At 38.2% G+C, this 26,388-nt stretch carries 30 protein-coding genes and 1 other RNA gene; 18 read left to right on the top strand and 13 right to left on the bottom strand.

The genetic code is table 11. From position 1 onward, the window contains the following. Positions 1-17 precede the first annotated feature (17 nt). The 3 genes from tpiA to eno all read left to right on the top strand — a co-directional run bounded on the left by tpiA (position 18) and on the right by eno (position 3,690). Positions 18-779 (top strand): triose-phosphate isomerase, encoded by a 762-nt coding sequence (gene tpiA / locus H9655_RS08210; RefSeq protein ID WP_191812822.1) that lies wholly within the window; start codon positions 18-20, stop codon positions 777-779. Continuing rightward, a complete protein-coding gene (gpmI, locus tag H9655_RS08205; RefSeq protein WP_191812820.1) occupies positions 772-2,304 on the top strand; it encodes a 2,3-bisphosphoglycerate-independent phosphoglycerate mutase in 1,533 nt (510 codons plus the stop codon). Before tpiA ends, gpmI begins: the two co-directional genes overlap by 8 nt. A 90-nt stretch (positions 2,305-2,394) precedes the next feature. Next, positions 2,395-3,690, top strand: a complete 1,296-nt coding sequence (gene eno, locus H9655_RS08200) for a phosphopyruvate hydratase (RefSeq protein ID WP_191812818.1) — start codon at positions 2,395-2,397, stop codon at positions 3,688-3,690. A 217-nt stretch (positions 3,691-3,907) separates the two neighbouring features. On the opposite strand, the gene H9655_RS08195 is transcribed toward eno, so the two are convergent. Beyond that, the gene (locus H9655_RS08195; protein ID WP_191812815.1) at positions 3,908-4,540 is read right to left on the bottom strand and encodes a hypothetical protein; all 633 of its coding nucleotides are present in this window, start codon (positions 4,538-4,540) and stop codon (positions 3,908-3,910) included. 197 nt (positions 4,541-4,737) lie between these two features. On the opposite strand from H9655_RS08195, the gene secG reads away from it, so the two are divergent. From secG to ssrA, 5 genes are all read left to right on the top strand, one after another. Further along, the gene (gene secG / locus H9655_RS08190) at positions 4,738-4,971 is read left to right on the top strand and encodes a preprotein translocase subunit SecG (protein ID WP_095371911.1); all 234 of its coding nucleotides are present in this window, start codon (positions 4,738-4,740) and stop codon (positions 4,969-4,971) included. Positions 4,972-5,086: 115 nt separating this feature from the next. Next, positions 5,087-5,833, top strand: a complete 747-nt coding sequence (locus H9655_RS08185; RefSeq protein WP_191812813.1) for an alpha/beta hydrolase — start codon at positions 5,087-5,089, stop codon at positions 5,831-5,833. Between the two features lie 77 nt (positions 5,834-5,910). After that, positions 5,911-8,190, top strand: coding sequence for a ribonuclease R (rnr, locus tag H9655_RS08180; protein WP_404826085.1), 2,280 nt, complete (start codon positions 5,911-5,913; stop codon positions 8,188-8,190). 103 nt (positions 8,191-8,293) lie between these two features. Then, complete coding sequence (gene smpB / locus H9655_RS08175; protein WP_095371914.1) at positions 8,294-8,761, top strand: SsrA-binding protein SmpB; 468 nt, start codon at positions 8,294-8,296, stop codon at positions 8,759-8,761. Between the two features lie 172 nt (positions 8,762-8,933). Then, positions 8,934-9,293, top strand: a transfer-messenger RNA (tmRNA) gene (gene ssrA, locus H9655_RS08170). 85 nt (positions 9,294-9,378) lie between these two features. Here the strand turns inward: ssrA and H9655_RS08165 are convergent. From H9655_RS08165 to H9655_RS08155, 3 genes are all read right to left on the bottom strand, one after another. Then, positions 9,379-9,762, bottom strand: coding sequence for a hypothetical protein (locus H9655_RS08165; protein WP_191812809.1), 384 nt, complete (start codon positions 9,760-9,762; stop codon positions 9,379-9,381). Positions 9,763-10,021: 259 nt separating this feature from the next. Continuing rightward, positions 10,022-10,423, bottom strand: a complete 402-nt coding sequence (locus tag H9655_RS08160; RefSeq protein ID WP_191812807.1) for an ArsI/CadI family heavy metal resistance metalloenzyme — start codon at positions 10,421-10,423, stop codon at positions 10,022-10,024. A gap of 18 nt (positions 10,424-10,441) precedes the next feature. Beyond that, positions 10,442-10,744, bottom strand: a complete 303-nt coding sequence (locus H9655_RS08155) for an ArsR/SmtB family transcription factor (protein WP_191812805.1) — start codon at positions 10,742-10,744, stop codon at positions 10,442-10,444. A gap of 185 nt (positions 10,745-10,929) precedes the next feature. Here H9655_RS08155 and H9655_RS08150 point away from each other — a divergent pair, with 185 nt between their 5' ends. From H9655_RS08150 to arsC, 3 genes are read left to right on the top strand one after another with little or no spacing between them, the layout of a single operon-like run. Next, the gene (locus H9655_RS08150; protein ID WP_191812803.1) at positions 10,930-11,265 is read left to right on the top strand and encodes an ArsR/SmtB family transcription factor; all 336 of its coding nucleotides are present in this window, start codon (positions 10,930-10,932) and stop codon (positions 11,263-11,265) included. An 11-nt stretch (positions 11,266-11,276) separates the two neighbouring features. Further along, positions 11,277-12,578 carry an arsenic transporter gene (locus H9655_RS08145; RefSeq protein ID WP_225230510.1) on the top strand — a complete coding sequence of 434 codons (1,302 nt, stop codon included), beginning with the start codon at positions 11,277-11,279 and terminating at the stop codon, positions 12,576-12,578. Between the two features lie 11 nt (positions 12,579-12,589). Then, positions 12,590-13,018 carry an arsenate reductase (thioredoxin) gene (arsC, locus tag H9655_RS08140; RefSeq protein ID WP_191812800.1) on the top strand — a complete coding sequence of 143 codons (429 nt, stop codon included), beginning with the start codon at positions 12,590-12,592 and terminating at the stop codon, positions 13,016-13,018. A gap of 38 nt (positions 13,019-13,056) precedes the next feature. On the opposite strand, the gene H9655_RS08135 is transcribed toward arsC, so the two are convergent. The 3 genes from H9655_RS08135 to H9655_RS08125 all read right to left on the bottom strand — a co-directional run bounded on the left by H9655_RS08135 (position 13,057) and on the right by H9655_RS08125 (position 15,659). Beyond that, complete coding sequence (locus H9655_RS08135; protein ID WP_191812798.1) at positions 13,057-13,707, bottom strand: DedA family protein; 651 nt, start codon at positions 13,705-13,707, stop codon at positions 13,057-13,059. Positions 13,708-13,852: 145 nt separating this feature from the next. Then, positions 13,853-15,058 (bottom strand): MFS transporter, encoded by a 1,206-nt coding sequence (locus H9655_RS08130; protein WP_191812796.1) that lies wholly within the window; start codon positions 15,056-15,058, stop codon positions 13,853-13,855. A gap of 19 nt (positions 15,059-15,077) precedes the next feature. Further along, positions 15,078-15,659, bottom strand: a complete 582-nt coding sequence (locus H9655_RS08125; RefSeq protein WP_191812792.1) for a TetR/AcrR family transcriptional regulator — start codon at positions 15,657-15,659, stop codon at positions 15,078-15,080. A gap of 231 nt (positions 15,660-15,890) precedes the next feature. On the opposite strand from H9655_RS08125, the gene H9655_RS08120 reads away from it, so the two are divergent. After that, positions 15,891-16,286, top strand: coding sequence for a winged helix-turn-helix transcriptional regulator (locus tag H9655_RS08120; protein WP_191812790.1), 396 nt, complete (start codon positions 15,891-15,893; stop codon positions 16,284-16,286). A gap of 40 nt (positions 16,287-16,326) precedes the next feature. Here the strand turns inward: H9655_RS08120 and H9655_RS08115 are convergent, their stop codons facing one another. After that, positions 16,327-16,839, bottom strand: coding sequence for a type 1 glutamine amidotransferase domain-containing protein (locus H9655_RS08115; RefSeq protein ID WP_191812788.1), 513 nt, complete (start codon positions 16,837-16,839; stop codon positions 16,327-16,329). A 244-nt stretch (positions 16,840-17,083) separates the two neighbouring features. Here H9655_RS08115 and H9655_RS08110 point away from each other — a divergent pair, with 244 nt between their 5' ends. The 3 genes from H9655_RS08110 (at position 17,084) to H9655_RS08100 (ending at position 19,358) form a co-directional block, all read left to right on the top strand. After that, positions 17,084-17,875, top strand: a complete 792-nt coding sequence (locus H9655_RS08110) for an amino acid ABC transporter substrate-binding protein (RefSeq protein ID WP_191812786.1) — start codon at positions 17,084-17,086, stop codon at positions 17,873-17,875. A 61-nt stretch (positions 17,876-17,936) separates the two neighbouring features. Then, positions 17,937-18,596, top strand: a complete 660-nt coding sequence (locus tag H9655_RS08105; protein WP_191812784.1) for an amino acid ABC transporter permease — start codon at positions 17,937-17,939, stop codon at positions 18,594-18,596. 15 nt (positions 18,597-18,611) lie between these two features. Continuing rightward, the gene (locus H9655_RS08100) at positions 18,612-19,358 is read left to right on the top strand and encodes an amino acid ABC transporter ATP-binding protein (RefSeq protein WP_191812782.1); all 747 of its coding nucleotides are present in this window, start codon (positions 18,612-18,614) and stop codon (positions 19,356-19,358) included. 211 nt (positions 19,359-19,569) lie between these two features. Here the strand turns inward: H9655_RS08100 and H9655_RS08095 are convergent, their stop codons facing one another. Next, positions 19,570-19,806, bottom strand: coding sequence for an indolepyruvate ferredoxin oxidoreductase subunit alpha (locus tag H9655_RS08095; RefSeq protein WP_191812780.1), 237 nt, complete (start codon positions 19,804-19,806; stop codon positions 19,570-19,572). A 261-nt stretch (positions 19,807-20,067) separates the two neighbouring features. Here H9655_RS08095 and H9655_RS08090 point away from each other — a divergent pair, with 261 nt between their 5' ends. Beyond that, a complete protein-coding gene (locus tag H9655_RS08090) occupies positions 20,068-20,427 on the top strand; it encodes an ArsR/SmtB family transcription factor (protein ID WP_318245465.1) in 360 nt (119 codons plus the stop codon). Continuing rightward, positions 20,424-22,757 (top strand): heavy metal translocating P-type ATPase, encoded by a 2,334-nt coding sequence (locus tag H9655_RS08085; protein WP_191812778.1) that lies wholly within the window; start codon positions 20,424-20,426, stop codon positions 22,755-22,757. The genes H9655_RS08090 and H9655_RS08085 overlap by 4 nt, the downstream gene beginning before the upstream one ends. Before the next feature lie 39 nt (positions 22,758-22,796). On the opposite strand, the gene H9655_RS08080 is transcribed toward H9655_RS08085, so the two are convergent. Then, positions 22,797-22,991: a helix-turn-helix transcriptional regulator gene (locus H9655_RS08080; protein ID WP_191812775.1), complete on the bottom strand. Its 195-nt coding sequence runs from the start codon at positions 22,989-22,991 to the stop codon at positions 22,797-22,799. A 121-nt stretch (positions 22,992-23,112) separates the two neighbouring features. Here H9655_RS08080 and H9655_RS08075 point away from each other — a divergent pair, with 121 nt between their 5' ends. Continuing rightward, positions 23,113-23,553 (top strand): NUDIX domain-containing protein, encoded by a 441-nt coding sequence (locus tag H9655_RS08075; RefSeq protein ID WP_191812773.1) that lies wholly within the window; start codon positions 23,113-23,115, stop codon positions 23,551-23,553. A 105-nt stretch (positions 23,554-23,658) separates the two neighbouring features. Here the strand turns inward: H9655_RS08075 and H9655_RS08070 are convergent, their stop codons facing one another. The 3 genes from H9655_RS08070 to modA all read right to left on the bottom strand — a co-directional run bounded on the left by H9655_RS08070 (position 23,659) and on the right by modA (position 26,337). Then, positions 23,659-24,708, bottom strand: coding sequence for an NAD(P)/FAD-dependent oxidoreductase (locus H9655_RS08070; protein WP_191812771.1), 1,050 nt, complete (start codon positions 24,706-24,708; stop codon positions 23,659-23,661). Between the two features lie 164 nt (positions 24,709-24,872). Continuing rightward, on the bottom strand, positions 24,873-25,550 hold the full coding sequence (modB, locus tag H9655_RS08065; protein WP_191812770.1) for a molybdate ABC transporter permease subunit: 678 nt from the start codon (positions 25,548-25,550) through the stop codon (positions 24,873-24,875). After that, positions 25,531-26,337 (bottom strand): molybdate ABC transporter substrate-binding protein, encoded by an 807-nt coding sequence (gene modA, locus H9655_RS08060; protein ID WP_191812767.1) that lies wholly within the window; start codon positions 26,335-26,337, stop codon positions 25,531-25,533. The genes modB and modA overlap by 20 nt, the downstream gene beginning before the upstream one ends. Between the last annotated feature and the right edge of the window lie 51 nt (positions 26,338-26,388).

Below are 26,388 nucleotides of genomic sequence, written 5' to 3'. Positions count from 1 at the left end.
AGAAAGGACGAGATAGTATGCGTAAGCCGATTATTGCAGGTAACTGGAAAATGCATAAAACAATGAATGAGGCGAAGTCATTTATTGAGGAAATTAACGGTCTTGTTCCAGGTGAAATGGATATGGATACAGTCGTATGTGCACCTGCTCTATTCTTGGAGCGCCTTGTAGATGGTGTAGAAGGTTCACCTGTTGCCATCGGTGCACAAAACATGCATTTTGAAGAGAATGGCGCATTCACTGGCGAAATCAGCCCTGTTGCACTTCAAGACTTAGGTGTATCTTATGTCATCATTGGGCATTCAGAACGTCGCGAAATGTTCAATGAAACAGATGAGACTGTAAATAAAAAAGCGAAGTCAGCATTTGCTCATAACCTCACTCCAATCATTTGTGTAGGTGAAACGCTTGAGCAAAGAGAAAACAATGAAACAATGAGTTTTGTTGGGCATCAAGTGGAAGCAGCGTTGTCAGGGTTATCTGATGAGCAATTAAAACAGGTTGTCATCGCTTATGAACCGATTTGGGCTATTGGTACAGGCAAGTCATCTTCAGCGGAAGATGCGAACGAAGTATGTGCCTATATTCGTTCGGTCGTCAGTAAACAGTTTTCTGAGGAGATTGCTGAAGCTCTTCGCATTCAATACGGTGGTAGCGTAAAACCAGCAAATATTAAAGAATATATGAGTCAAGCGGATATTGACGGTGCACTTGTCGGTGGCGCAAGTCTTGAACCATCTTCTTTCCTGCAATTATTGGAGGCGGGTAAGTATGAGTAAATCACCTGTTGCTTTGATTATTCTTGATGGCTTTGCTCATAGAGAAGAAGTCAAAGGCAATGCTGTTGCTCAAGCGAAAAAACCGAACTTTGATCGGTTATGGAATGAGTATCCACATGCTTATTTAACAGCAAGTGGAGAAGCGGTTGGCTTACCACAAGGACAAATGGGAAACTCTGAAGTGGGTCATATGAATATCGGGGCCGGGCGTATTGTTTATCAAAGCTTAACAAGAGTAAATGTTGCCATTCGTGAGGGGCACTTTGAGCAGAATGAAACATTCCTTGCAGCGATTAATCATGCGAAGCAAAACAATACAAGCCTGCATCTAATGGGGCTTTTATCTGATGGTGGTGTGCATAGTCATATTAATCACTTATATGCCCTCCTTCAGCTTGCAAGTGACGAAGGCTTGAAAAAAGTTTATGTCCATGGTTTTCTTGATGGCCGAGATGTGGGACCACAGACAGCTAAAGGATATATTCAAGCGGCAGAAGAGAAAATGAAAGAAATCGGTGTAGGTGAATTCGCCTCTATTTCTGGTCGTTATTACTCAATGGATCGTGACAATCGTTGGGAACGTGTGGAAAAGTCATATCGTTCGATGGTATACGGAGAAGGGCCAACTTATCATAGTGCGCACGAGTTAGTAGAAGATAGTTATGCGAACGGTATTTATGACGAATTTGTTATTCCTTCTGTTATTGTGAAGGAAGATGGATTACCTGTTGGAAAAGTTAGTGATAACGACGCGATGATTTTTTACAACTTTAGACCTGACCGAGCAATTCAAATTTCGAATACGTTTACAAACACAGACTTCCGTTCGTTTGATCGTGGAATAGGCCATCCAAAGTCTTTATTCTTTGTTTGCTTAACCCATTTTAGTGAAACAGTTGACGGGTATGTTGCATTTAAACCGACAAACCTAGATAATACTCTAGGAGAAGTACTCTCACAAAATCATTTAACTCAACTGAGAATTGCTGAAACAGAGAAGTATCCTCATGTTACCTTCTTTATGAGTGGCGGAAGAGAAGCGAAATTCCCTGGTGAAGAACGAATTTTGATTAACTCACCTAAAGTCGCTACTTATGATTTGAAGCCAGAAATGAGCGCTTACGAAGTAACAGATGCTTTGCTTGATGAAATTAGTCAGGATAAGCATGATGCCATTATATTGAATTTTGCTAACCCTGATATGGTGGGGCACTCAGGTATGCTAGAACCAACAATTAAAGCAGTTGAAACGGTTGATGAATGTCTTGGAAAAGTGATTGACGCCATTATTGCTAAAGGTGGAAAAGCGATTATCACAGCTGACCACGGTAATGCGGATGAGGTACTAACCCTTGATGATCATCCAATGACAGCTCATACAACTAATCCTGTGCCTGTGATTGTAACGGAAAAAGGTCTAATATTACGTGAAGATGGAATATTAGGAGATTTAGCTCCAACTATGCTTGATTTATTAAAGGTGACTAAACCTGAAGAAATGACTGGTTCTACGTTAATTAAATAAGTGCCGGTGTTCACTTTTTAGTGAATATCCGTGCCTTACATATAAATGAAGTTTGACAAGATGACAGCCAATGAAAAAGGAGAGATTATCATGCCATTTATCCAACATGTATATGCTCGTGAAGTATTAGATTCACGTGGAAATCCAACAGTAGAAGTAGAAGTATTAACAGAGTCTGGTTTTTTCGGCCGTGCGATTGTACCATCTGGTGCATCAACTGGTGAATATGAAGCAGTTGAGCTTCGTGACGGAGACAAGGATCGTTATTTAGGTAAAGGTGTTCAAAAAGCAGTAGATAATGTGAATAACTTAATTTCTGAAGCAATTATCGGTTTTGACGTAACGGATCAAGCAGGGATTGACCGTACAATGATCGCCCTTGATGGCACAGAAAATAAAGGCAAATTAGGTGCTAACGCGATTCTTGGTGTATCTATGGCTTGTGCCCATGCAGCAGCAGAGTCTGTTGGTTTACCACTATACCGCTATCTTGGTGGTTTCAATGCAAAACAATTACCAACACCAATGATGAACATCATTAACGGTGGTTCTCATGCGGATAACAATGTTGATTTCCAAGAATTCATGATTATGCCTGTTGGCGCTCCTTCTTTCAAAGAAGCGATCCGTATGGGTGCTGAAGTTTTCCATTCATTAAAAAAAGTTCTTTCATCTAAAGGCTTAAACACGGCAGTAGGTGACGAAGGTGGCTTCGCTCCAAACCTTGGGTCAAACCGTGAAGCGCTAGAAGTTATCATCGAAGCGATTAGCAATGCGGGTTACGAAGCAGGTAAAGATATTTACCTTGCAATGGACGTTGCTTCATCTGAGTTCTTTAACAAACAAACAGGCAAATATGATTTAACAGGTGAAGGTCGCCTTGGATTATCTTCAGAAGAAATGGTTTCTTTCTATGAGGAGCTTGTATCTGAATTCCCAATTATCTCTATTGAAGATGGTTTAGATGAAAACGATTGGAAAGGCCACAAATTGCTAACTGAACGTATCGGTGGAAAAGTTCAACTAGTAGGTGATGACCTATTCGTTACAAACACGAAAAAACTAGCAGAAGGAATCGAACAAGGCGTAGGAAACTCGATCCTTATTAAAGTTAACCAAATCGGTACATTAACTGAAACGTTTGAAGCGATCGAAATGGCGAAACGTGCGGGATACACAGCAGTTGTTTCTCACCGTTCTGGTGAATCAGAAGACGCAACAATCGCTGATATCGCTGTTGCTACAAATGCTGGTCAAATCAAAACAGGTTCAATGAGCCGTACAGATCGTATCGCAAAATACAACCAACTACTTCGCATTGAAGATGAGCTTGGTGATTTAGCTGTGTATGATGGGTTGAAATCTTTTTATAACTTGAGTAAATAATGAAATAAAATGACTATATAAACAAACATCATTTTTGTAAATGGTGTTTGTTTTTTTCGTTGGTACAAGTAGTGACGGAAAGCCCCTGAATAGTTTGCAAATGAAAGTATGGTAAGAAAAAGAATTGCGCGCAAAAAATTCATATGCGCGCACAAGTGAGAACAAAAAGTCTAAGAGTTATGACTACAAGAAAAGCCACTCAGCAATTAGAATAATTTTAGCTTGCTTTTCGTGGAAATAGCGTATAAGAAAGCGATATGATACCATCAATAACTAATATAATGGCCCAAATGCGACTAATATTATTTGCCGTGGAATGAGTAAACGGGAAGACAGCGTCGTTTGCAGCAAACCATTGGTTCCCTAGCTCAGTAATAGAATCAATAGAACGGGCCTCTTCTGAAAGTCCGAGGAATAGAGCCAAAACAATATGAGCTAAAACAAATACAAGCAAGTGGAGAAAGAATTGTTTTCTCTCTAACGCTGCATGCTCCCGACCAGAGAGCTTTGCCGGCTTGTCGATTGAAACTGATTCGCCTTTCCATTGCGCGACTTTTCTTTTAATAAAGTGATCTAGTTTTTTAAAGTCGGATTTTCCGTAAGTAAAGGCATAGATAATAACAATTAAAATAATGATTTGATAGCTAGAAAACTCGCCCGTCCTTCTATAATCCATATAACCCATCGTAGCAATCCAAATATCATTCAAGAGAAAAATGCCTAAAAATAAGAAGCTCCATTTATCCAACTTGAACCAATATCTGAGGATTAAGAAGGCAAGTATAGATAGCCAGAAAATCACTTCAGCGGTGATTAAAAAAGCCCATTTATGATCTAAAATAAAGTCCATTTTCCACCTCCATTTAGTTAAAATCATTATATAATAAATGGTTACCTGCTTAAATAAAAAATATCTTTCCGAAGTGTACATAGGCATGTGCGCATGAACTTGACTTTTCGCGATAGATTAACTTGTCTGGACATAGTAAATATGCTAAAATTTGAGTATTATCATTGTACGTAAATGACCGAGTTGGAGGTACTGTTATGCATACACTTTTAATTACATTGCTAGTCATTGTGTCTATCGGTTTAATTGCCGTTGTTTTACTTCAATCAGGAAAAAGTGCAGGTCTTTCAGGTGCGATTTCTGGTGGAGCGGAGCAACTTTTTGGTAAACAAAAAGCACGCGGCTTAGATTTGATTTTACATCGTTTGACGATTGTTTTAGCTGTTTTATTCTTTATTTTAACAATCGCAGTTTCTTATTTTGCTCTATAAATAGAGACGAACAATGCAATGCCTGGCCTCAACGAAAGGTCGGGTTTTTATTTTGCCTATGACAGGGAAAACTAATAATGTTAAACAAACGTTTGATTGAAAGGAAGTTTACATAATGAAAGTAGTTCAACCAAAACCATTCACATTTGGAAACGGTAAACGAGCAGTATTATTATTACATGGGTTTACTGGCAATACAGCAGATGTTCGCATGATGGCAAGATTCCTAGAAGGGAAAGGTTATACTTGTCATGCGCCATTATATAAAGGTCATGGTGTCCCGCCGGAAGAACTTGTGCATACGGGGCCAGAAGATTGGTGGCAAGATGTCATGAATGGTTATCAACACCTAAAGGAAATGGGGCATGAAGAAATCGCGATTGCCGGCTTATCTCTTGGTGGGGTATTTTCCTTGAAATTAGGTTACACTGTACCTGTAAAGGGTATTGTAACAATGTGTGCACCTATGCATATTAAGTCTGAAGAAGTGATGTACGATAACGTCGTTGATTATGCCCGTCAATATAAGAAGCTAGAAGGAAAATCACCTGAACAAATCGAAGAAGAAGTAGCTAAGTTTAAAGAAACACCAATGAACACATTAAAGGCATTACAAGCTTTAATTGCAGATGTCCGTCATAATGTGGATATGATTTATTCTCCGACTTTTGTTGTGCAATCAAGAGAAGATCATATGATTAATACTGAAAGCGCGAATATTATATACAATGAAGTAGAAAATGATCAAAAACAAATTAAATGGTATGAAGAATCCGGTCATGTCATTACACTTGATAAGGAAAGAGATCAACTGCATGAAGATGTGTATCAATTTTTAGAGCAGCTTGATTGGCAAGTGTAAGTCAGATCGAAGTTTGAGGAGTGTTGTCAATCGTGGATAACCACAAAAAAGAGCTGGTCGATAAACTATTAAATTATATGAAGGACGAGGCGTACAAGCCGCTAACAGTACAAGAAATGGAGGAGGCTTTTGGGATAGAAGACTCCACCCAATTCAAGGATTTTGTCAAGACATTAGTTATTATGGAGGAACAAGGTTTAGTTGTGCGGACAAGAAGTAATCGCTACGGATTACCTGAAAAAATGAATCTTGTGCGCGGGAAATTATCTGGCCATGCCAAGGGGTTTGCCTTTGTTATTCCAGACGAACCTGGACTCGATGATTTATTTATTCCACCTAATGAAACAAATAATGCTATGCACGGTGATATTGTTTTAGCACGTGTAGCAGCAGAAAGCGCTGGTCAAAGAAAAGAAGGAACCATCGTCCGCATTTTAGAACGTGGTGTGCAACAAATCGTTGGTACATACACTGAGAGTAAGCATTTTGGCTTTGTTATTCCAGATGATAAAAAGTTTGCCAGTGATATCTTTATCCCGAAAGCTGCTTCTAAAGGGGCAGTAGAAGGACATAAAGTCGTTGTTAAACTCACTACTTATCCTGAAGGAAGAAAGAGTGCGGAAGGTGAAGTAATGGAAATTCTGGGTCATAAAAACGATCCAGGTGTTGATATTCTTTCCATTATTCACAAACATGGCTTACCGATGGAATTCCCTGATGATGTGTTAAAGCAGGCAGAAGAAACGCCTGATGAAATCGATGAAAAAGAAATTGAAAATCGCCGGGACCTAAGAGGCGAAACGATTGTTACGATTGATGGGGCAGATGCGAAAGATTTAGATGATGCTGTTACTGTGACGAAGCTTGATAATGGTCATTATAAATTAGGTGTGCATATTGCTGATGTATCTTATTACGTAACTGAAGGATCACCGATTGATGTCGAAGCAGAGGAACGAGCAACAAGTGTGTACTTAGTCGATCGTGTGATTCCAATGATTCCTCATCGTCTATCGAATGGGATTTGTTCATTGAATCCAAAAGTAGATCGTCTCACGCTTTCATGTGAGATGGAAATTACGCCTGATGGTGAAGTGGTCAATCATGAGATTTTCCAAAGCGTCATCAAAACAACGGAAAGAATGACTTATTCGGACGTGAATAAGATTTTAGAAGACAATGATGAACAATTAATTGAACGCTATGAGCCACTTGTACCGATGTTTAAACGTATGGAAGAATTAGCTGCGATTCTTCGCAAAAAGCGTATGCATCGTGGTGCCATTGATTTTGATTTTAAAGAAGCGAAAGTGTTAGTAAATGAAGAGGGTGACCCAAAAGATGTGGTCATTCGCGAACGTTCAGTAGCAGAAAGACTCATTGAAGAATTTATGTTAGCTGCGAATGAAACGGTTGCCGAGCATTTTCATTGGATGGAAGTTCCGTTCATCTACCGTATTCACGAAGATCCGAAAGAAGATAAGCTCAGAAGATTCTTTGAGTTTATTACAAACTTTGGTTATATCGTGAAAGGAACAGCCAACTCCGTTCATCCACGGGCATTACAAGATATTATAGAAGAAGTACAAGGAACACCAGAGGAAATGGTGATTTCAACAATGATGCTTCGTTCTATGCAACAAGCGAAGTATGATCCAGAAAGCTTGGGTCACTTTGGGTTATCAACAGAGTTTTATACACACTTCACCTCACCTATTCGTCGATATCCAGATACGATTGTTCACCGTCTCATTCGTACGTATTTGATCGAAGGTAAGATAGACGATCGCACCCAAGAAAAATGGAATGCGATGTTACCTGAAATCGCGGATCATGCTTCTGAAATGGAGCGCAGAGCAGTCGATGCCGAACGTGAAACCGATGAATTGAAAAAGGCAGAATATATGCTTGATAAAATTGGCGAAGAATATGATGGTATGATTAGCTCTGTCACGAACTTTGGGATGTTTGTCGAACTACCAAACACGATAGAAGGTTTAATCCATGTCAGCTATATGACCGATGACTATTATCGCTATGAAGAACGACAAATGGCGATGATCGGCGAACGTACAGGCAATGTATTCCGCATTGGTGATGAAATTACCGTTCGCGTCATTAATGTCAATAAAGACGAACGTGCGATTGACTTTGAGATTGTCGGAATGAAAGGTACGCCTAGAAGAGAACGCCGACAAGAAACAAAAGTGTTTAAAACAGGCAGTTCAGAAAGAAAACCAAGGAAATCTGCGGCGCCAGAACGAGGCGCAAAACCTGGTAAGCCAGATGGTAAAAAAAAGAAAAAGCGCAAATTCTATGAGAATGCACCGAAAGCTAAACGAAAAAAGAAGCGTTAATAATCTAATGGAGGAAGCCTTTTTTGTAAGGCTTTCTTCCTTCTTCCCATTGTTTTTGCTAAAATAAATAAAACTGCTGTGATTTAAGGGAGATGAGAAAGAGATGCCAAAAGGTGCAGGGAAAACAATCGCCCAAAATAAAAAAGCCTATCATGATTATACGGTCGAAGAAACATATGAAGCGGGTATTGTTTTACAAGGAACAGAGATTAAATCTATTCGTAACGGACGTGTGAACCTAAAAGATGCTTATGCACGAATTGTTAATAATGAATTATTCATTATTGGTATGCATATTAGTCCTTACGAGCAAGGTAATATTCATAACCACGATCCATTAAGAACGAGAAAGCTTTTACTACACCGGAAAGAAATCAACAAACTAATTGGTGAGTCAAAAGAAAGCGGCTATGCCCTTGTTCCATTAAAACTCTATTTAAAAAATGGTTTCGCAAAGGTTTTAGTTGGATTAGCAAAGGGTAAAAAGAAATATGACAAGCGCGAAGACTTAAAACGCAAAGAAGCGAAACGAGAAGTGGAGCGTGCCTTCCGCGAAAGACAAAAAATGTAATATACCAAAAGCTTACAATTGATATTTTGTTTGTTTGTGCTATAATAGTAATTGTCACTTCAAAAAGAAGTGCACAATCTATGCTCAAAGTTCATCGAGCATTCCGTATGCTGCAACGAAACAGTTGCGCACCTAATACAGCTAGCAGCTTTAAAAACTGCTACTAAACAATGGGGACGCTACGGATTCGACAGGGATAGTTTGAGCTTAGGTTGCGAGTCGAGGGGATCGTCCTCGTTAAAACGTCAAAGCCTATAACTGGCAAACAACAAAACAACTTCGCTTTAGCTGCCTAATAGGCCTTTAGCGGTTCCTCCCTCCATCGCCCATGTGGTAGGGTAAGGGACTCAAATTAAGTGGGCTACGCCGGATTCCACCGTCTGAGGATGAAGGAAGAGAACAACCAGACTAGCTGCCCGGACGCCCGTCGATAGGCATAAGGAGCAGCGAAACACGAATATATCGACTACACTCGTAGAAGCTTAAGTGCCAATATCTTTGGACGAGGGTTCGACTCCCTCCGTCTCCACCAAATACATATTTGGTGGTTTTTTATTTGGTTAAAAATTTTTAAGCAATAATTATAGTAACAACCATGCATAGATTTGTACTAAAAATTAATCATTCTTTAATAAGTTAATATCAAACTTCTCTTTTTTGCCATTCCATTCTATTTCGAATGTATGCATTTTATTTGGAGTAAACATGAATGTCCCTTCATCTCTTTTACTAAGCTGGTTATTTTCATCAAGCGTTTGTTCACCGCCACCGGTTCCGAATTGTGGAGACCTATAAAACCAACGATCAACTAACACATTTGCTTCATCACCAGTATATTCTATTATTACCTCATGCCTATAGTTATTCTGATGAATAGATGTATATTTAGATGTTACAAGCCAATCTGTTCCTTCACCCCTAAAAGAATAAACTGCACTAACAAGTCTATTATTATTTATATAATAATACGCTATATAAATAATGACACTTAATAGAATCAATAGAACAAATATTTTATAGTATTTTTTCTTTAACAGGGCTTATTCCTCCTTTTTTATAAATTGGTGGTTATGAAGTTCAAAAGTAACTTGCAACTCTAGCTTTGAAAAAAATAATTAGTTGGGGCTATGCAAACAAGCGGATGAGTGATCATTGCTGAAATTTCGGATTTTAACTGATTAAGGAAGTTCTCAAAAAATTATCGTTCACCTATAAAGAAGACCAAGCATTTAGAATTACGGAACAAAAAAACATTATCCCTTATCTATTCACACAACATTCCTCATTCTGAACCCCACGATCTGCCTTCGTATAAAAAAACTCCCACTCATTCCCATCTGGATCAGTGATCCAAAACTTGTCTTGCAGGGCGTAGCAGCAAGTGGTATCGCGTTCTTCACGTGCGAAGAATCCTTCTTTTTCTAATCGTTGTTTATGGTGATCGATTTCTTCTTGTGTTTCTACTTGGAAGCCAAAGTGATTCACTTGATTACCGTTTACTTCGTCTTTAACATTAAGGGTAAAGTTGAGTCCAGGTTGTTCTAGTAAAAACTTACTGTAAGTGGGTTTGACCTTGATTGGAGAAACACCGAATACTTTTGAATAAAAGGCAATGGATGCTTCTAAATTGCTTACGTTCATACCGATATGCACATATTTCATTTGAAATGCCTCCTTTTTTTAATTACAACACGAATGACTTGACTTTCTAAAGATACAACAAAGTTCTTCTGATAAGAGATGATTCACGGATTGCTCATTTAATTCATAGTAATTCCATTTTCCTTTTGTCTCTTTTGTAATTAAACCAGCTTCGAGCAAAATCTTTAAATGATAGGATAATTTCGATTGCGGAAGGGAGAAAATCTCAGATAAATCACAAACGCATGTCTGTCCGCGTTGGCATAACTCATACATAATTTCTAGCCTTTTTTGGTCGGCTAATGCTTTAAATTGTTTTTCATATTCAATAAATTGTTTCAATAGATTGCACTTCCTATCAAATTTTTTTGATGTGACTTCAGTATACTTTAACTATAATTGGAAAAACAAGCTATATATCAAAAAAAATTGATGTGTTTTTTACAAAAGGGATTGCCTAACCAAACATTTACCTATAAAATAGCATAAGGATATAAGCATTTACTTATATATAAAGGAGTACCTAAATGAAAAGTACAATTGAGGAAGTTGCGCTTGTGTTAAAGCTGTTAGGCGATAAAACAAGGTTAAAGATGGTGAAGATTCTTGAATCAAGGGAATGCTGTGTATGTGAGCTAGTTCATTTATTTGATATGAGTCAGCCGGCTATTAGTCAGCATTTACGGAAGTTACGTGATGTTGGTTTGATCATTGAATCGAGAAAAGGACAATGGGTTTATTACGGTTTGAATAAACAATATGAGAACTTTCCCTTCGTCTGTACTTTATTAAATCAGCTTCCTAGTCAAGAGGGGTTACTCGAAAGTCTTGAAAAACAAGGGTTGCGCGTTATGTGTGATTAAGGAGGATTTGTATGACAACGTCAGTGGTTTTGGCATCGGTGATTTTTTTAATCACACTTATTTTAGTCATCTGGCAACCTAAAGGTTTGTCTATTGGTTGGTCAGCCTGTGGTGGAGCGATATTGGCTTTACTAGTTGGTGTAGTAGATTTCCAAGATGTTTTGGATGTGACATCAATTGTCTGGAATGCAACGTTAACATTTATCGCTATTATTATTATTTCTTTAATTTTAGATGAGATTGGTTTCTTTGAATGGTCTGCCTTGCATATGGCTAGAGCGGCAAAAGGACATGGTGTAAAAATGTTTGTCTATGTGACTTTGCTTGGAGCGATTGTATCGGCTCTGTTTGCGAATGATGGGGCTGCCTTGATTTTGACACCAATTGTTCTTTCGATGGTAAGGAACTTGAATTTTAATGAGAAAATGGTCTTTCCGTTTATTATTGCAAGTGGTTTTATCGCTGACACAGCGTCATTACCCCTTGTCGTTAGTAATCTTGTTAATATTGTATCGGCTGATTTCTTTGGCATCGGATTTGTGGAATTTTTCACTGTCATGATTGTGCCGAATTTATTTTCTGTTGCAGCAAGTATTTTGGTTCTCTATTTGTTTTTTAGAAAAAGCATACCCGGTCGTTATGATGGTACGCAATTGCGGGAGCCGCGTGTAGCGATAAAAGATCCACGATTATTCAAACTCTCATGGTGGATTTTGGCGATCTTACTAGTTGGCTATTTTGCTAGTGAGTTTGTTGGTGTGCCGGTATCGATTATTGCTAGTATTATAGCGTTTGTTTTTCTGATTATTTCCAGGAGAAGTGAAGCGGTTGATGTAAAAACCGTCATGAAGGGCGCACCGTGGAATATTGTTTTCTTCTCAGTCGGGATGTATGTTGTTGTGTATGGTTTACGGAATGTCGGGTTAACGAGCTTGTTAACAGATGTTCTTCAAATAACCGTTGATCAAGGATTGTTTGCCGCAACAATGGGCATGGGCTTTATTGCCGCCATTTTGTCTTCGGTCATGAATAACATGCCGACAGTGATGATTGATGCGTTAGCGATTGCTGATACGAATGCAACAGGTGTAATGAAAGATGCCTTGATTTATGCCAATGTGATCGGTTCTGACCTTGGACCTAAAATCACGCCAATAGGGTCACTTGCTACTTTATTATGGTTACATGTGTTATCGCGTAAAGGGGTGAAGATTTCTTGGGGTACCTACTTTAAAACTGGTATCATCCTAACGATTCCCACCTTATTTATCACCTTATTAGGTCTCTATATATGGTTATTGATTATTCATTAAGGAGTGTTTATATGACGAAAAAGATCATTTATTTTCTTTGTACAGGGAATTCTTGCCGAAGTCAAATGGCTGAAGGTTGGGCAAAGCATTATTTAAGTAACGACTGGCAAGTTTACAGTGCAGGAATCGAAGCACATGGACTGAATCCAAAAGCGGTAGAAGCGATGAAAGAAGCGGAGATAGATATCTCAAAGCAAACATCGGATGTGATAAATGACGCCATCTTAAATCAAGCGGATTTGGTTGTCACCTTATGTGGCGATGCTGCTGATAAATGTCCAATGACGCCTTCAAAAGTGAAACGAGAACATTGGGGATTTGATGATCCTGCCAAAGCAATCGGCACGGAAGAGGAAAAGTGGCAGATGTTTACCCGTGTAAGAGATGAAATAGGCGAGCGGTTGAAGCGGTTTGCTGAGGAAAATGAAAACCTTCGTTGAAGAGCGACAATTATTTTTTTTCACCAACAAAAACAGATCTAGGTATTCGATTTAATCCTAGATCTGTTTTTTCTTTTCATTAATAAGAAAACGACCGGTATACTAAAAGGGATAAGTGAAAGGACCAAAAGTGAGGCAACGAGGTGTTGTTCTACAATTGGCATTTGCCCCAATAAAAGTCCAGCTAATAACCAAAAAAACACCCAGAGAAAGCCGCCAAGGGCATTATGTTTAAAGAAAGATCGATAAGAATAATTCATCATCGCACATGCTACCGGGACAGTTGTACGCATAAGTGGAATAAATCTAGCAGTGATAATAGATATCTTACCGTAACGATTCATAAATTGCTCTGCTCGTTGGAGTTGTGTTTCTTTTAATAAAAATGGCTTTAATCTTTTACTATTCCAGCCTTTGATTAATCTTCCAATCGAAAAGTTTTGGTTATCTCCACAGATTGTAGCAAGGAAAAAGACGATGGCTAGGGTTTCGATATTCAAATTACCGACTGCTGCAAGAGCGCCGCTTGCAAAGACGAGTGAATCACCTGGAATAAAGGTAAGTACGATGAATGCTGTTTTTAAATATATAAACAAAAATAACAGTGCATAAATATATAAACCATAAGAAGCAAGGAATTCCCCCAGTTGTTTATCAAATGTGCTCATCGTGTAAAAAATTGTCTCCATTATACCCGCCCCTGATATTAGACTCATTAGAGGCATCATATTCATTCAATGTGAAGAAGGAAATAAGGAATCCGCCCTTTTTGTTACATAGAAAAAAAGAGTCATATGTGTTCCTGAGAGGTGTACACATGATGACTCTTTTTAATTATTCCGCTGTACTTTCAACAAACTCTTTCTCACGCCATAAATACGTTATCCCCAGACCCAGCAGCATCACAACACCTGCAAATAGGAAAGGGTAATGGATATTGACATCGAATAGAATGCCTGCAACTGCTGGTCCGGCAATATTACCGAGACTTGTGTAAGTTGAGTTCATTCCAGCGACAAAGCCTTGTTCTTTCCCAGCTGATCGGGAAAGGAATGTGGTAAGTGCCGGACGTAGTAAATCAAATGCTAAGAAGATGAAGGCCGTCACTAATAGCACCATCCAGAATCCAGATATAACTGTTGAAGCAAATGCTAAGACTACCCCCATGATTAAACAAACCTGGATCACTTTTTTCTCACCAATTTTGTCGACCATTTTTCCGAATAAGAAGATTTGGACGATGACCCCGAATATTGAGCTGACCGTTATAATGATCGCAATATCTTGTGGTGTAAAGCCAAATTTATGGTCTGAGAATAAGCTAAATACGGTTTCATAGGCAGATAAACCGAAAGCTAGGATAAAGACGATGATAAACGCAATAAAGTATAACGGATTGAAGGAGCGTTTAAAGTCTGCGATAAAGCTAGTTTTCTTTGCATTTTCAGAAAGCTCTTTCATCTGCTCTTTTGTAAGTGGTTCTTTTAATATAAAGATGGATAAAATACATGCCAAGAAGGCAATACCTGCTGCAAAGAAGAAAGGCAGGCGAATCCCATACTCGGCGATAAAGCCACCGATTCCTGGCCCTATAATGAATCCAGTGCTAATGGCCGCTGACACGTATCCCATTGCCTTTGGCCGATCTTTTAATGTAGTGATATCGGCTACATAGGCTGTTACCCCAGGCATAATAAAAGCTGCACTGATCCCGCCTAAAATTCTGGATAGATATAAGGCAGAAATATGAGTACCTAATCCAAAAACCAACTCACTGATAGCGAATAGAAATAACCCAATTGTAATGATTTTTTTTCGGCCAAATCGGTCAACGAATCTACCTGCAAAAGGGGAAGTAATCAATTGAGCTAAAGCAAAGACAGCAACTAAATAGCCCATTGTACTTCCAGATAAGTCCATAATATTCATAAATGAAGGCATGACCGGAATAATGAGTCCTATGCCTAAAAAGGCAATGAAAATATTGCTTAATAATATAAGTAAGACAGTTTTTTGTTCTTTTAACGGTTTTTGTTCCATTTGAAACACCTCTTTTTTCTTAACGTATCGAGATGCCTCTCCAGAATACTTTCCATGAGGCTTCTAGTTTTTCTTGTAATCGTTTTGTATCACTCATATAGACAAGCTCAAGCATGATGCTATCGACAACACCAAAGAATGCAAGTGTAGGTATGCGTGGATGTTCCGCATGCAATAGCCCTTCATTTATCCATTGCTGGAATTTTTCCTGTAATAAGGCTTGCGTTTTTTCTTCTATATCAATGACTTCAAGGTCAACCTCTTTTTGAAGATGAGCAGGTGGGAAGAAAGACATTCTTAGCCAGAACTTCAATTGCTCATTCTGTTGAAAGAGATCAACAATTAGTTGTAAAAATCCGTATAAATCTTTTTCTGGTTGTGAGCTACGAAGGTTACTAAAATATTGTAATTTGCTTAGTAGTTCAGTTTCTTTGGCATCATGTAACACCTGAAGAAATAAATCATCTTTCCCGCGAAAATGAGCATATAATGATTGTTTCTTCATGCCAACTTCTTCTGCTATTTGGGAAAGGGAAGCACCTTCATATCCATGTATCGTAAAATATTTCAAAGCTGCTTCCTTTATATCATCACTTTTCATTTCACTCACCCCTGATTAACGAACGTTCGTAAGTTATCTTATCAGAGGGTTTAAGTAAAAGCAATAAAAATTAGTTGGCAAATTTCAGCAATATTAGTCGCTAAACGAAGTAGAAATACATTATTTAGAATCTGTAGATGGTGGGATAGAAATACCATTAGATATACAAAAGGTTTGATATGTTAAAATAAACTCTTAAAGGATGGATAGGTGAGATGGAGGTAGATAATCATGTGTGAGTCTCTTCGGGAAGATATAAAAGAAAAGCTAGAAAGTGGTTATTACCACTGTGCGAAGGAGTTCACTTTATCAGTGATAAGTGGCAAGTACAAAGTTGTCATCCTTTGGCATTTAGGTGTAGAAGGTCCTTACCGTTTTAATGGCCTCCAAAAACTTTTTGATGGTGTATCGCATAAAACGCTATCTAATCAATTAAAAGAGTTAGTAGAAGACGGGATGATCAGTAGAAAAGTGTATCCGGAGATGCCGCCGAAAGTGGAGTATTCTATGACGGAATTAGGTTATTCGTTATTACCTATCATAGAAATGATGTATGAATGGGGTACGAACCGCATCCAACAGCTACAAGAAGAAGGCATTTTAAAAACCAGCTTTGAGGAGAAGTAATCCTAAGCTGGTTTTTATTGTTAGCTAAGCTTTAGCCTTATTAATTATTTAATAATTTCAATGCCTCACGATTAAAAGCAGGTAAGTCGTCTGGTGTACGACTTGTTACAAGTTGCTGATCAACAACTACTTCTTCATCGACAAATTGTGCTCCAGCATTGATTAAGTCTTTACGAACAGAAATGAAGCTCGTCATCCTTTTTCCTTCTAATAAATCTGTATCAATTAAAAATTGAGGTCCATGACAAATAGCGAATACCGGTTTGCCTTCTGCGATAAAATGTTTGGCAAATGTGGCGTGGTCAGGATTAATTCTTAATAAATCCGGGGAAAACCCTCCAGGAATAAGCAAAGCGTCAAAGTCTTCTGGACTTACTTCATCAAGCCCTTTATCCACAGTGAAAGTTTGGCCATTTTTTCCTCTGATTTCTTTTCCTACTTCAGCATTTACAATGGACACCGTGTGGCCAGCTTCTCTCATTTTCTCAGCCGGATCAGTTAACTCAATTTCTTCCACCATATCTGTTACAAGAGCGGCAATTTTTTTACCCATTTCAATATCACTCCTACTTTGTAATCTATTCTTATCGTAAATCGTTAAACAACAAATGTGAAGAACGCACTTTCGTTACACATAGTTACTTTGAAGTAACTATGAAGTATCAGAATATACACTTGATTTGCATATATTAAAATAATGATTGACATAGATTTGACTCATATGATAGATTTATTTTATCACTCTAATATATTAGCAGACTAAAGTATTTGTATATTTATAAATTGGGGGCTTAATCATGGGGAAAAAATTAACGCTTTTTGTTTTATCACTTTTAGCAGTCGGATTTCTAGCTGCTTGCGGCTCAACAACATCTAGTGAGGAGAAAGGTTCAGAAGAAGGAAAGGAAATCGTTATCGGAATAGATGATAAGTTTGCACCAATGGGGTTCCGGGATGAGAATAATGAGATTGTCGGTTTTGACATTGATTTAGCAAAAGCGGTAGTAGAAAAAATGGGAGCAACACCTGTCTTTCAACCGATTGATTGGAAAACAAAAGAGTCTGAATTAAGTAGTGGTCGTATCGATCTCATATGGAATGGTTATACGATTACAGATGAAAGAAAAGAGAAGGTCTTATTTACTAAGCCATATTTAAGTAATGCACAAGTGGTTGTGACCCAGGCAGATTCTAATATTGAAACTATTAATGATTTAGAAGGAAAAGTAGTAGGCTTACAATCCTTATCATCGGCTGCTGATGCCTTAAGTGGAAATGAAATTAGTGAAAAAGTAAAAGAGGTTACAGAGTTCTCTGATAATGTTTTAGCGTTAGCAGATTTGAAGAATGGTCGCGTCGAAGCAGTAGTCATTGATGAAATCGTCATTGATTATTATATGACAAAGGAAAATGAAAATTTTAAAGTCCTTGAGGAATCACTGGCACCAGAAGAGTATGGTATTGGTGTGAAAAAAGGAAATGAAGAATTGTTAGCAGATTTACAAGCAGCATTAGATGAAATGATTGCGGATGGTACGGCGGCAGATATTTCCGAGAAATGGTTTGGTGAAGATTTATTATTGAAATAAATGAATAACAGCAGGATTTCCTAATTGGAGGAAACCCTGTTTTGTTTTTGGAGGATGGACGATGTCACTTGATTATATTATGACGTTACTTAAACCTATGCTAGAAGGCGCGCAAATTACAGTGTTGCTCTTTATCATTGCCATTATTGCCTCAATTCCACTTGGATTTTTATTAACACTAGCAGCTCGTAGTAAGATCAAGCCTTTATCTTGGTTTGCCCATACGTATATTTATGTGATGCGGGGAACACCTTTACTATTGCAATTATTATTCATTTGTTTCGGGTTACCGATGCTTCCAGTCGTAGGTGAATATTTAGTCCTTGATCGCTTTGTTGCCGCAGCTTTAGGGTTTATCTTGAATTATGCCGCTTATTTTGCTGAGATATTTCGCGGGGGCTTAATCTCAATAGATAAAGGTCAATATGAAGCAGCGCATGTACTAGGGTTAAATCGCTGGCAAACAATGACACGTATCATCATTCCTCAAATGATCCGGGTGGCATTACCAGCGATTGCGAATGAATCTATTACGTTAGTAAAGGATACAGCGTTATTATATGCAGTCGCTGTTCCGGAACTTTTACACTTTGCTCAAACGGCAGTCAATCGTGATTTTACTATCATGCCATTCTTCTTAGCAGGCATCATCTATCTACTGATGACACTTGTGCTTTCGTTTATTTTTAAATGGATTGAAAGAAGATTTAGATACGCATAGGAAGGAGCGCTTAGTATGACAGTTATTTCTGTGGTTGATGTAAAAAAGTCATTCGGTAAAACAGAAGTATTAAAAGGAATCAGCCTTAATATTAAGAAAAATGAAGTGGTGTCAATTATCGGTCCTTCAGGTTCAGGAAAAAGTACGCTACTTCGCAGTATGATTAAATTAGAAGAAATCAACAGCGGGTCAATCATTATTGATGGGGAGGCATTAGTGGAAAATGGAAAGTATGCTAAACCTCAAAATGTGAAAAATATGATTGCGAAAATGGGTATGGTGTTTCAACATTTTAATTTATTCCCACATTTAACAGTCCGAGAGAACTTAGAAATCGCACCGAACATGGCTAAAATGGGGACAAAAGCGGAAATAAGACAACGAAGCGAGGCATTATTAGCTAAGGTAGGATTAAGAGATTGGATGGATGCCTTTCCTGGTAATTTATCCGGTGGGCAAAAGCAACGGGTGGCCATTGCAAGAGCTCTAATGATGGAACCAGAAATTCTGTTATTCGATGAACCGACCTCGGCATTGGACCCTGAGCTAACCGTTGAAGTATTGCAAGTAATGAAGGAATTAGCAAAAGAAAAAATGACGATGATCGTTGTGACCCATGAAATGGGCTTCGCCAAAGAAGTCTCAACAAAAAGCATATTTATGGATCAAGGTGAAGTGGTTGAAGAAGGTAAGCCAGATCAATTATTTACTTCACCTCAACATGAGCGAACAAAAGCGTTTCTAAAGAGAAATCTAAAATAAAGTATAATACCCTCTATCTAATTGGTAGAGGGTGTTACTATGATGCCTTATGATTCAGAAGAGGAGCTAGAATAAAAGAAGTTTCCTTCGAAACAATGTTAAATGCGATAGAATCCCCGATTCTAACATACAACAGCTTACCACCGGCTATAGTCTAAATACAAAAATGTGAACGGAGTACCATCGTTTGTACACTCCGTTCACACTTTCATTAAGCATCAAAATAGGCTTTTGCCTTCGCGATAAAAGACTCTTCCTTATCAGGTACATCTTCTTCATAGAAGATAGCATCAACTGGACAAACCGCTTCACATGCGCCGCAATCAATACAAATTGAAGGATCAATCAAATATTGATCTTCCCCTTTTTCAATGCAATCGACCGGGCATGAGTCAAGGCAATCAGCGGCCTGTTCATCAATACAAGGAGATGTAATTACGTAAGCCATATTTCTCTTCCCTCCCATCGTTTATATCTGAAGTGTTTTCTTCACAAATGTGTGTCTATTGTATAATTAAATATTTTTACCTGTATTCCTCTTTTCTCTTGCGTTTAAACCTATTTTTGGCAATAGAGTATAGAAATGCTCATTACTTTTGAAATATTCTTCCTTTTTTCTTTGACAATAACCACTTCCATTACATAGACTGAAGATATAATCAAATATTCGTTTGAATGAGGTGCTTTTATTTTGGTTGCCAAGGTGAAGATAGATGCTGAGGTTTGTGAAGTGATTTGTAATGATGAAGAGAAGGTTAGTCGCGTCAAGCAAGAAATGAACGATATAACAGGACTTGAGCTAATCTTTAAAGCTTTATCGGATGCTACACGTATAAAAATTGCTTATGCTCTTACAATAGAAGAAGAACTTTGTGTTTGTGACGTTGCAACAATCATTGGTTGTTCAATGGCAACTGCTTCCCATCATTTAAGATTATTAAAAAATATTGGATTAGCGAAATTTCGCAAAGAAGGAAAGCTTGTTTATTATTCTTTAGATGATCTCCATGTGAAACAATTAATTCAGATTGCATATATTCATCATCAGGAAGGGCGGCCAAATCAATGAGTGAAGGTGAAGCTAAACAGAACTATCGGATTGAAGGATTTTCATGCGCTCATTGTGCTGGGAAATTTGAGAAAAACGTACAAAACATACCCGGAGTAAAAGAAGCGCATGTAAATTTCGGTGCTTCTAAACTTTCAATTGTAGGAGAAGCCTCTCTTAGCGACATTGAAAAAGCGGGTGCATTTGAAAAACTTAAAGTTATTCCTGAACAGAGAATAACTGAAAAGACTTATCGTGTGGAAGGATTTTCTTGTGCAAATTGTGCTGCCAAGTTTGAAAGAAATGTAAAGAATTTGTCTGGTGTACAAGATGCCCATGTGAATTTTGGTGCAAGTAAACTCTCTGTACAGGGGGAAGTATCGATTGCAGCATTAGAACAAGCAGGCGCTTTTGAAAATTTAAAGGTAGTCGAAGAAAATGCCCATGTCGGATTAAATGAAAAGGAGTCAACTTCGTTTATACAAAAATACAGTCGTGTGCTTATTGCTAGTTTGTTTGTAATATTTGGCTATCTATCCTGGATTGGGTTAGGAGAGAGCCATTATCTTACGGTTTCAATGTTTCTTTTCTCGATAATTATTGGTGGCTTAGATTTATTAAAGATAGGTGTAAAGAATCTAATAAAGCTAGATTTTGATATGAAAACATTAATGACTGTAGCCGTCATTGGTGGGGCGATCATAGGCGAGTGGGGTGAAGTAGCCGTTGTTGTCATTTTATTTGCCATAAGTGAAGAACTGGAGCGCTATTCGATGGAAAAAGCACGACAGTCTATTCGCTCCCTTATGAAAATTGCTCCGAAGAAAGCAACCATTAGAAGGGGCGATATAGAGCAGGTTGTGTCTGTTGAAGAAATTCTAGTTGGCGATATTATGTTAGTGAAGCCAGGACAAAAAATTGCCATGGATGGCATGATTGTTAAAGGTTTATCATCCATCAATCAGGCATCGATTACTGGTGAGTCCATTCCAGTTGAAAAAGGTGTAGATGATGAGGTATATGCAGGTACTCTGAATCAAGACGGTTATTTAGAAGTGAAGATTACAAAATTGGTTGGTGATACGACAATTGCCAAAATCATTCACTTAGTAGAGGAAGCACAGGGTGAAAAAGCACCTGCACAAGCTTTCATCGACCGTTTTGCAAGATACTACACACCAGTGATTATGTTCATAGCTGTTCTCATTGCCATCATCCCGCCATTATTGTTAAATGGGAGCTGGGAAACTTGGGTTTACCAAGCATTAGCCGTTTTAGTCGTTGGTTGTCCTTGTGCCCTTGTCATTTCGACACCAATTGCCCTTGTTTCAGCAATCGGGAATGCAGCTAGACACGGCGTGCTCATTAAAGGTGGTATCTATTTAGAAGAGTTGTCGCATATACAAACAGTAGCTTTTGATAAAACAGGGACGTTAACAAGAGGGGAACCGGTAGTTACTGATTTTAATGTCCATGATGATGAGAAAGAAAGCGATGAGTGGCTACGAATGATTGCTAGTATTGAAAAACTTTCTCAACATCCATTAGCTGCTGCTGTTATTCATTTAGAAGATGAAAAAGGGTTAAAAGATAAAGACATTGAAGTAACAGACTTTGCTTCACTAACAGGTAAAGGGGTTCAGGCAAAGATAAATGGAGATAAATACTATATTGGAAATCCGCAACTTTTTACCCAATTACAAGTAATGCCTGAGATTATAAGTGAAATAATTGGAAGACAACAAAGTGAAGGAAAAACAGTCATTGTTTTTGGAACAGAAAAAAAGATACTCGTAACAATGGCCATTGCTGATGAAATCCGCCAAGTAAGCAAAGCGGTAATAGAAAAGCTACACCAATTAGGTATTAAACAAACGGTGATGTTGACAGGAGATCACCATAAGGCTGCCAGTAGAATCGGGGAATTAGCTGGAGTATCGAAAGTGTATGCAGAATTATTACCGGAAGAAAAATTAGCACTCGTAAAAAGACTGCAAAAAGAGTCCGGACATGTAGCAATGGTCGGTGATGGCGTAAATGATGCTCCTGCTCTTGCTTCTGCACAAGTGGGGATTGCGATGGGAGGAGCAGGTACGGATGCGGCCTTAGAAACGGCGGATATTGCTCTCATGGGTGATGATTTATCAAAGCTTCCTTTTGCGATGAAGTTAAGTAGAAAAACAATGAGAATCATAAAAGGAAACATTATCTTCTCACTTACGATTAAGCTGATTGCTCTACTACTCGTTGTCCCAAGTTGGTTAACTTTATGGATTGCAATTGTAGCAGATATTGGTGCTACTTTAATTGTGGCCTTAAATAGTATGCGCTTAATGAAAGTGAAAGAGTAGGGAGGCGTAATGCCTCCTTTTTGTTTGAATAGTACCATATTACTTCAGTTGCTCTATTGTTTTTCCGAAAAATTCTGCAAACTTAATCAATGTTTTTTCCTTTGGATTTGCTTGATTCAATTCATACCGTGAAATCGTACGGGCACTAATGCCTATGCGCTCACTTAATTCCTTTTGCGTCATATGCTTCTTTAATCTTTCTACTTTTAAGTTCAATCCTAATTGTTTAGACATAGAGGCTCCTTGGTTATTTTTACAAATGAAGTTAACTAGTTATATAGTACCATAAAAAATGAGTGTTTTCAGTATTTTTGTGCATTTACACTGTGGTAATAGGAGAAAAGGTGGTGGAGAGATGGAAATAAGAAATGCAAGTAGAGCGATAACAATAGAAGGCGAACGCTTGTTATTAGTTAAATGTATTGATGAATGTGGCATCTTTTATGTTTTTCCTGGAGGAGGACAAAACCATGGGGAAACCCTTGAAGAAACAGTGAAAAGAGAGTGTTTAGAAGAAACGGGAGCAATTATTAAAGTAGGAAATCTTCGTTATATTCGTGAATACATAGGGAGAAATCATGAGTTTTCATCACAGCATAAAGAGGTACATCAAGTTGAATTCTTCTTCACCTGTCATCTGTTAGAGCAGAATGATGCGATTCTGGAAGATGATCACCAAGTGGGGATAGATTGGATACCCTTAAAAAGCATTGAGGCACTTCGGATATATCCTCAAGAGCTAACAAAATACATTCTCGATGATCATTCTCCTGTATATCTTGGGGATGTGAACTGAGAGACAAGAATTTAGTTTTGCACGCCTATATAGAAAATGATCAAAAGTATCCATACTTTTGACCATACACTCTCCATATATACAATCTATATTTAATACGTGAAATTATTTATAGATTTTCTTCTTCAATTCCTTATTCCGCTCACTAAACAATTCGTTATGTGAAGAAACCATTCCAAATCCATTGGCTTCTGGATCGATGTAGGTCTTCGCATGGTTGACAGCATTGGCAGCGTCTTGGAAGGCGCCGGCAATGAGGTGAACTTTACCATCATGTTTCAGAATATCTCCTGCTGCATATAAGCCAGGGATAGATGATTCACTTCTGCTACTACCTGCAATATAAAAATCATCAATCATGTCGATTTGCATATCACAATTATTGAGGAGGGCTGAATCTCTTTCGTATCCATGGTTGATAATCACATCATCTATAGCAAGGGTGGATATTTCACCTGATTCATGATTAGTTAATTCAACATGTTCAATACGATCTTGTCTCTCACCAGCAACAAGCTTAGTAATAGAAGAGTGGAAAATGACTTCAGCTGAGCTATTCTTCAGTTGTTCTACTTGTGCCTCATGTCCGCTTAATTCACCTTTACGGTAAGTCAAATAAACTTTTTTTGCATAAGGAACAAGTTCATTTGCCCAATCGACAGCTGAGTTTCCTCCACCTGATATCACAACCGTTTTATCACGGAAGCTTTGAATGGATTTCACTGTATAGTGGAGATTGGATACTTCATATTTTTCTGCACCTTCAATTTGAAGCTTCTGTGGTTTTAAGATCCCCCCACCTACAGCGACAATGACCGTTTTGGAAAAATGTATTTGTCCTGATGCGGTATGTAGATGAAAGATACGGTTGTCATCTTGATCGATTTTTACAATTTTTTCATTTAGTACAACAGTGGGATCAAATGTTAAGCCTTGAGTAACGAGTTGTTCGATTAGTTTCTCACCAGGCACAGGAGCTAGGCCACCTACGTCCCAAATCATCTTTTCTGGGTACACATGAATTTTCCCGCCAAGCTGTGGTTGAAATTCAATAATCTTGGTCTTCATGGAACGTAACCCACTATAAAAAGTAGAGTACAAGCCTGCTGGACCTCCACCAATAACCGTCACATCAAATAACTCATGCTGTTCCATCTTGATCCCTCCTAATTTCCTCAATTGATTATCATTCTCATTAAAGGATAACGCTTTTTTCTCTTTTCTGCAAGAGGAACTTCCTACTTTTTCATTATAAGAATCATAGGCCAATTGATTTAGCAAAAAAATCGCAGAGTGTGTGGATAATCTCTACGATTTTTTTATTCTTTTACTCTAATCGTTAAAAGGATGATAAAGGAAATAATAATCATAGCACCTACCCATAGCCAAGCCATGGTCATTTGACCGGAATCGATGGCTAGATAGATAGCAATAGGAATCGTTTGTGTTTCCCCAGGAATATTACCTGCAAACATTAATGTTGCGCCGAATTCTCCTAGTGCTCTGGCAAAGCTTAAAATAGCGCCAGAAATAAGCGCTTTAGAAGCTAATGGAACAGATATTAGCCAAAATATTTTCCAATCATTTGCACCATCCACACGTGCGGCATCCTCGATATCACGATCAATACTGAGAAAGCCAGATTTAGCTGATTGATACATTAAAGGGAAAGCGACGATGATGGCGGCAAGGACTGCAGCCCACCAAGTGAAAATAATGGGCCGATCGAATAACCAAGTGAGGGCTTGTCCAGCCCAACTATTTTTACCAAAGATGACAATTAATAAGAAGCCGACGACCGTCGGTGGTAGTACCATTGGCAACATTAAAAGCGTTTCGACGACCGCTTTTCCTTTAAAAGACTTCCTTGCTAGAAAATAGCCAGCAATTGTTCCGATGATTACTACGATTATTCCAGCGAGAATGGAAATTTTTAAAGAGATCCATATGGGACTTAAAAAGGTTGGACTGGTAATATTATTGAGCAGTGAATCCATATTTTTCAAAGACCTTTAATGCTTCATCGGTTTGTAAGAAGGTATAGAATTCCTTCGCTGCATCGTAATTTTTTGTGTCTTTTACGATACCAACAGGGTAAATAATTGGTGTATGTGTATCTGCACCTGCTGTATCAATAATTTCAACTTTATCAGAAACGAGTGCATCTGTTTTATAAACAATGCCTGCATTTACGTTGCCGGTTTCCACATAAGAAAGAACTTGTCTCACATCTTTTGCGTAAACGGTTTTAGCTTTTAGCTCGTTCCATAAGCCCATATTTTCAAGTGATTTGACACCGTAAGCACCTGCTGGAACAGATTCGGGTGTACCAAGTGAAATTTGTTCAACATCCTCTTGCGTTAAATCTGTAAAACTTGTTAAATTTTCTTCATTTCTTGGCGCGATTAACACTAAGCTATTCCCTAATAGATCCACACCATCTTCTTTTGCAATATTTCCTTCTTCTACTAAAGTATCGAATTTATCTTCTGCAGCTGAGAAGAAGAGGTCAACTGGTGCGCCTTGGGATATTTGTTGTTGGAGAGAACCTGAACCACCGAAATTGAATGTTAGTTTTGTCTCAGGGTGTTGATCTGCATACATTTCATCGATTTCTGACAGGGCATCTTGCAGACTGGCAGCAGCAGAAATTGTTAATTCTACGGATTCTTTTCCTTCATGATCTGTTTCTTTTGGGGCAGCTTCTTCTTCATTTGAAGAACACGCTACGGTAAATAAAGTGACTAAGAGTAATAAACAGATAAGCTTTAATTGTTTTAACAAGTTGAATCATCTCCATCTTTCCTCTAATTGGTTATATCTTTTTATATCTTA

Source organism: Cytobacillus stercorigallinarum (assembly GCF_014836495.1).
Classification (GTDB): domain Bacteria; phylum Bacillota; class Bacilli; order Bacillales; family Cytobacillaceae; genus Cytobacillus; species Cytobacillus stercorigallinarum.
The sequence above is the reverse complement of the archived record's forward strand: the minus strand, read 5'-3'. Positions and strand labels throughout refer to the sequence as shown.

Coding starts and splice junctions, on each gene's coding strand:
- tpiA (WP_191812822.1), top strand. CDS start 18: ATGCGTAAGCCGATTATTGCAGGTAACTGGAAAATGCATAAAACAATG.
- gpmI (WP_191812820.1), top strand. CDS start 772: ATGAGTAAATCACCTGTTGCTTTGATTATTCTTGATGGCTTTGCTCAT.
- eno (WP_191812818.1), top strand. CDS start 2,395: ATGCCATTTATCCAACATGTATATGCTCGTGAAGTATTAGATTCACGT.
- H9655_RS08195 (WP_191812815.1), bottom strand. CDS start 4,540: ATGGACTTTATTTTAGATCATAAATGGGCTTTTTTAATCACCGCTGAA.
- secG (WP_095371911.1), top strand. CDS start 4,738: ATGCATACACTTTTAATTACATTGCTAGTCATTGTGTCTATCGGTTTA.
- H9655_RS08185 (WP_191812813.1), top strand. CDS start 5,087: ATGAAAGTAGTTCAACCAAAACCATTCACATTTGGAAACGGTAAACGA.
- rnr (WP_404826085.1), top strand. CDS start 5,911: ATGAAGGACGAGGCGTACAAGCCGCTAACAGTACAAGAAATGGAGGAG.
- smpB (WP_095371914.1), top strand. CDS start 8,294: ATGCCAAAAGGTGCAGGGAAAACAATCGCCCAAAATAAAAAAGCCTAT.
- H9655_RS08160 (WP_191812807.1), bottom strand. CDS start 10,423: ATGAAATATGTGCATATCGGTATGAACGTAAGCAATTTAGAAGCATCC.
- H9655_RS08150 (WP_191812803.1), top strand. CDS start 10,930: ATGAAAAGTACAATTGAGGAAGTTGCGCTTGTGTTAAAGCTGTTAGGC.
- H9655_RS08145 (WP_225230510.1), top strand. CDS start 11,277: ATGACAACGTCAGTGGTTTTGGCATCGGTGATTTTTTTAATCACACTT.
- arsC (WP_191812800.1), top strand. CDS start 12,590: ATGACGAAAAAGATCATTTATTTTCTTTGTACAGGGAATTCTTGCCGA.
- H9655_RS08135 (WP_191812798.1), bottom strand. CDS start 13,707: ATGGAGACAATTTTTTACACGATGAGCACATTTGATAAACAACTGGGG.
- H9655_RS08130 (WP_191812796.1), bottom strand. CDS start 15,058: ATGGAACAAAAACCGTTAAAAGAACAAAAAACTGTCTTACTTATATTA.
- H9655_RS08125 (WP_191812792.1), bottom strand. CDS start 15,659: ATGAAAAGTGATGATATAAAGGAAGCAGCTTTGAAATATTTTACGATA.
- H9655_RS08120 (WP_191812790.1), top strand. CDS start 15,891: ATGTGTGAGTCTCTTCGGGAAGATATAAAAGAAAAGCTAGAAAGTGGT.
- H9655_RS08115 (WP_191812788.1), bottom strand. CDS start 16,839: ATGGGTAAAAAAATTGCCGCTCTTGTAACAGATATGGTGGAAGAAATT.
- H9655_RS08110 (WP_191812786.1), top strand. CDS start 17,084: ATGGGGAAAAAATTAACGCTTTTTGTTTTATCACTTTTAGCAGTCGGA.
- H9655_RS08105 (WP_191812784.1), top strand. CDS start 17,937: ATGTCACTTGATTATATTATGACGTTACTTAAACCTATGCTAGAAGGC.
- H9655_RS08100 (WP_191812782.1), top strand. CDS start 18,612: ATGACAGTTATTTCTGTGGTTGATGTAAAAAAGTCATTCGGTAAAACA.
- H9655_RS08095 (WP_191812780.1), bottom strand. CDS start 19,806: ATGGCTTACGTAATTACATCTCCTTGTATTGATGAACAGGCCGCTGAT.
- H9655_RS08085 (WP_191812778.1), top strand. CDS start 20,424: ATGAGTGAAGGTGAAGCTAAACAGAACTATCGGATTGAAGGATTTTCA.
- H9655_RS08080 (WP_191812775.1), bottom strand. CDS start 22,991: ATGTCTAAACAATTAGGATTGAACTTAAAAGTAGAAAGATTAAAGAAG.
- H9655_RS08075 (WP_191812773.1), top strand. CDS start 23,113: ATGGAAATAAGAAATGCAAGTAGAGCGATAACAATAGAAGGCGAACGC.
- H9655_RS08070 (WP_191812771.1), bottom strand. CDS start 24,708: ATGGAACAGCATGAGTTATTTGATGTGACGGTTATTGGTGGAGGTCCA.
- modB (WP_191812770.1), bottom strand. CDS start 25,550: ATGGATTCACTGCTCAATAATATTACCAGTCCAACCTTTTTAAGTCCC.